The 4,462-nt window shown below is 60.2% G+C and carries 6 protein-coding genes; all 6 read left to right on the forward strand.

The window, feature by feature from the left end:
* Positions 1 to 87 precede the first annotated feature (87 nt).
* The 6 genes from KUO17_RS20015 to ettA all read left to right on the forward strand — a co-directional run bounded on the left by KUO17_RS20015 (position 88) and on the right by ettA (position 4,332).
* Positions 88 to 528, forward strand: a complete 441-nt coding sequence (locus KUO17_RS20015) for a hypothetical protein (protein WP_217977252.1) — start codon at positions 88 to 90, stop codon at positions 526 to 528.
* Complete coding sequence (locus KUO17_RS20020; RefSeq protein ID WP_217977253.1) at positions 525 to 923, forward strand: hypothetical protein; 399 nt, start codon at positions 525 to 527, stop codon at positions 921 to 923. Before KUO17_RS20015 ends, KUO17_RS20020 begins: the two co-directional genes overlap by 4 nt.
* 209 nt (positions 924 to 1,132) lie before the next feature.
* On the forward strand, positions 1,133 to 1,561 hold the full coding sequence (locus tag KUO17_RS20025; protein WP_217977254.1) for an SMI1/KNR4 family protein: 429 nt from the start codon (positions 1,133 to 1,135) through the stop codon (positions 1,559 to 1,561).
* A gap of 81 nt (positions 1,562 to 1,642) precedes the next feature.
* Positions 1,643 to 2,158, forward strand: a complete 516-nt coding sequence (locus KUO17_RS20030) for a hypothetical protein (protein WP_217977255.1) — start codon at positions 1,643 to 1,645, stop codon at positions 2,156 to 2,158.
* A gap of 128 nt (positions 2,159 to 2,286) precedes the next feature.
* Entirely contained in the window at positions 2,287 to 2,550 is a 264-nt protein-coding gene (locus KUO17_RS20035) for a PAAR domain-containing protein (RefSeq protein ID WP_043860206.1), read from the forward strand.
* 117 nt (positions 2,551 to 2,667) lie between these two features.
* A complete protein-coding gene (gene ettA, locus KUO17_RS20040; RefSeq protein ID WP_163941235.1) occupies positions 2,668 to 4,332 on the forward strand; it encodes an energy-dependent translational throttle protein EttA in 1,665 nt (554 codons plus the stop codon).
* Positions 4,333 to 4,462 lie beyond the last annotated feature (130 nt).

A 4,462-nucleotide genomic window follows, 5' to 3' on the forward strand; every position in this document is an offset into this window, starting at 1 on the left:
CCGATCAGTTATGCGGGTGGTGTGACTCAAACGATACCGTCGCCCTACTTGGCATGAGCTTGAACAATAGAGACGGACCCCGAATGCATGGACAGCGCTAACCGCAATTCACTGCTGATGACCGCCGCGACACAGGATTTGCAACTGTATGCCGCGGATTGTCTTGATCGTTACTGCCAATCAAAAAACATTTGTCATCCTGCCATCGGTGAGTTGTTGTCTCACCTGCGGTCCATGGGGGCATGCGAAAACCTGGCCGTTTGGGAGAGCAACGGCGCGTGCCTGCCCCTTAATGGGCGGGGTGACGACATGCCGCAGGATTTGCATGAGTCACTCGCGCCTGAAGCCGCTGACACGCTGGAAAAGCTTGTAGGCTATGTGGTCGAAGTGGGCCTGGCTGATATGTATGGAGCGGCTTCCGGGCTCCCCCTGGCCTTCCTGAAACGGGTAATTTCCATACTGGAAGAGGGCGGCACCGGCGTGCCGGAATTCCCCAACCCGAGTTCCCCACTACAGGTGATGAAGTGAATACGGCAGACGCTATTTTTACCCGATACCACAGGTTTGATGACGGTTATCTGGTTGCATTTGGTTACTCATCAGCGCCTGACGGCACGACCACGGTGGAAATGGTGCTGCATGGCATGGATTACCAGGCCGAAGGCAACCTGTGGCGCAGCGTCAAGGTCACCGTGGAGGACGTGCAGGAACTGGTGGCCAGGTGGCAGAAGAATCATCTTCATAGAATCTGCTGCGGGGTGAAGCTTTTGCGCTTTGGCGAGCTTTGGTGCATCGATGTGGACGGTGTCTACAACGGGGTCGATGACCCAGCGTCGATTGAAGAGGTCAGGGCAGACGGGGAGTTTTACGTGGTGGGGCGCGGCGTGAAGGCCGAAGAGACAGCTGTGCTGCACCACGACTAGAACGCTGAGCGCTGCGCCACATGAGCCCTCGAGTTTCAGGATGTCATCGATCTGGCGTGTTCGCAGGACAGCGCAGCGTCTTCAGAGGTGTTGATAACATGCTTGAATCACTACTCGCAGCACGATGACTTTCTGGACGTGGGGCAGGGGCACTGAACGGTGCTCAACGCGGGATTCTTGTAACCTCCAGTGATGGATTTCGAAACGGAATGTCAAAAACGCGTGTCATCGGCACAACGCTTTCTGCGATCGCCTCTGCTGAGAAACAGCTGAACAGAACGTTTCCCTCCTCCTTTTCCCGCTGGCTGCTTGCCAACAATGGACGGTCACTGGGGGGGCTGGTGGTGTTCCCCGTGTTCGACAGCCGAGACCCGAGGAAGACCTGGGACTCGATCGTCCGACATTACACGGCAGGGTGGCAGGCATGGCTGGAAAACTTCCCGCAATCGCCTGAGCATTTTGCACCGTTATTGCCTTTCGCAGAGTTTGGTACGGGTGATTATTATTGCTTCGATTATGACGCGGTAGGCGCCTCAGGCGAGCCTGTCGTCGTGGTGTGGGATCATGAGACGGGCAGTACCCGCCGTGTTGCGGATGACTTTGAGCAGTGGCTCAATAGCGCTGACCCTGCTCCGTAACGATCATCAGTTGCCCTGGATGGCTTGAATGTTGGAAGTGTTGATTATCGACCCAGGCTCCGAGACGTTGTGACCTGCCCTATGCAAACCCTGCAATCGCTCAGAACCACGGTCTATGCCATCCCCGTTGGTGCACGCCGCAAGGTGGTGCACGCGTGGGTGCGCGAGTTCGAGGCAGTCATCGGTTCGAGCACGCTTTACCTGAACGCCTATCTCGAACTCGCGGTTGAAGTGTTCTCGGTGGAGGCGCTGTACCGCAAGCCAGGCATGTATTCACTGGTTCACTTGATGTACGTCGACATGTACCGCATGACCACTGTACAAAAAGAGCGACTGCTGCAGGCATTGCGTGACAACTACAACGGTTATGACGACCTGGACCTGTGCTGGCACACCGGCGATCTCATCGCCCGGTGCTATGAGCAGAACGTCGCGCTGGCAGCGTTCTCGGCGATGTTCGATTCAGCGACGCCCCAGGGTAAAGAGGGCGTGGCGCTCGGGCTGGACGTGCTGATGAGGCAGCCAGGCAGGGCGCCCGACCTTGGCAAACGGGTAAGGCGCATCCTGGGTTTGCCCGGCGTTATGCCCGCCCGATGACGCCCGGCTTCCCACGACACGCAACGTCATGTTGATGTTCAGCCCTGTTCCAATCAGGCACCATTGGGCGTGAGTGCAAAGGCCTGCACCCCACACGTTACACACGCAATCACACAAGGACGGATCACATGAAAGACATTGTTCGCCTGGGCGATGCCACCACCCACGGTGGCGTGGTACTCGAAGCCTTCTCCAACACCAACCTCAACGGCAAGCCGATTGCCGGCGTAGGGCACAGCGTCAGTTGCCCCCTGTGCAAGGGCGTATTCCCGATAGCCGAGGGCAGCAGCACCTACAGCGTCGACGGCACGCCCGTGGCGCTGGACGGCATGAAGACCGCCTGCGGCGCTGCACTGATTGCCAGTGGCCCCAAGGGCGCGGTCATCAGCTAGGCACTGCCTGCAAGGCGCAAGCTCCCCCGGCGCACCGCCAGTCGCGACGATGGCCGGGGTATCCATTTGTGTCTACAATCAGCTCCTTTGATTGACCTACTTACTGGAGCTCACGTTTTGGCTCAATACGTCTACACCATGCATCGGCTGAGCAAAGTTGTGCCGCCGAAGCGGGAAATCCTCAAGAACATTTCGCTGTCCTTTTTCCCCGGCGCCAAGATCGGCGTGCTCGGCCTCAACGGCTCGGGCAAATCCACCCTGCTGAAGATCATGGCCGGCGTCGACACCGAGTTCGACGGCGAAGCGCGTCCGATGCCCGAGCTCAATGTCGGCTACCTGCCGCAAGAGCCGCAACTGGACCCGACCAAGACCGTACGTGAAGTGGTCGAAGAGGCCGTCAGCGTGATCAAGGACGCCCAGGCCCGCCTGGACGAGGTGTATGCCGCCTACGCCGAGCCGGATGCCGACTTCGACAAGCTGGCCGCCGAACAGGCCAAGCTCGAGTCGATCCTGCAGGCCAGCGACGGCCATAACCTGGAGCGCCAGCTGGAAGTCGCCGCCGACGCGCTGCGCCTGCCAGCCTGGGACGCCAGGGTCGAACACCTGTCCGGTGGCGAGAAGCGCCGCGTGGCGCTGTGCCGCCTGCTGCTGTCGGCCCCCGACATGCTGCTGCTCGACGAGCCGACCAACCACCTGGACGCCGATTCCGTCGCCTGGCTGGAGCACTTCCTGCACGACTTCCCGGGCACCGTGGTAGCCATTACCCACGACCGTTACTTCCTCGACAACGTCGCAGGCTGGATCCTGGAACTCGACCGCGGCGCCGGTATTCCGTACGAGGGCAACTATTCGGGCTGGCTGGAAGCCAAGTCCGATCGTCTGGCCCAGGAATCCAAGCAGCAGTCGGCGCATGAAAAGGCCATGAAGGAAGAGCTGGAGTGGGTGCGCAAAGGCGCCAAGGCCCGCCAGTCCAAATCCAAGGCTCGTCTGCAGCGCTTCGAAGAAATGCAGTCGCAGGAATTCCAGAAGCGCAGTGAAACCAACGAGATCTACATCCCGGCCGGCCCGCGCCTGGGTGACAAGGTCATCGAGTTCAAGAACGTCACCAAGGGCTACGGCGATCGCGTGCTGATCGACAACCTGTCGTTCGCCATGCCAAAAGGCGCCATCGTCGGCGTGATCGGCGGTAACGGTGCCGGTAAGTCGACCCTGTTCCGCATGCTGATGGGCAAGGAGCAACCGGACTCGGGCAGCATCGAGATCGGTGAAACCGTGCAACTGGCCTGCGTCGACCAGAGCCGTGAAGACCTGGACGGCGGCAAGACCGTGTTCCAGCAGATCTCCGACGGTTCCGACCAGATCCGTATCGGCAACTACGAGATCCCGGCACGTACCTACGTGGGGCGCTTCAACTTCAAGGGCGGCGACCAGCAGAAGTTCGTCAAGGACCTCTCCGGTGGTGAGCGTGGCCGCCTGCACCTGGCCCTGACCCTCAAGGAGGGCGGCAACGTGCTGCTGCTCGACGAACCGTCCAACGACCTCGACGTCGAGACCCTGCGTTCGCTGGAAGAAGCGCTGCTGGACTTCCCGGGCGCCGCCATTGTGATCTCTCACGATCGGTGGTTCCTGGACCGTGTGGCCACGCACATCCTGGCGTACGAAGACGATTCGCAGGCGGTGTTCTTCGAAGGCAACTACACCGAGTACGAAGCCGATCGCAAGAAACGCCTGGGCGACGCTGCTGCCCAGCCGCACCGCGTGCGGCACAAGAAACTGGCATGACCCTCGCGGTCTTGCACTGAAACGGGGCCTTGGGGCCCCGTTTTTTTTTGGCTTGAAATCACGGTTCCCCCTTCGCTGGCAAGCCAGCTCCCACAGGGACTGTGCACACCGCCCCTGTGGGAGCTGGCTT

The organism is Pseudomonas aegrilactucae, from assembly GCF_019168305.1.
Classification (GTDB): Bacteria; Pseudomonadota; Gammaproteobacteria; order Pseudomonadales; family Pseudomonadaceae; genus Aquipseudomonas; species Aquipseudomonas aegrilactucae.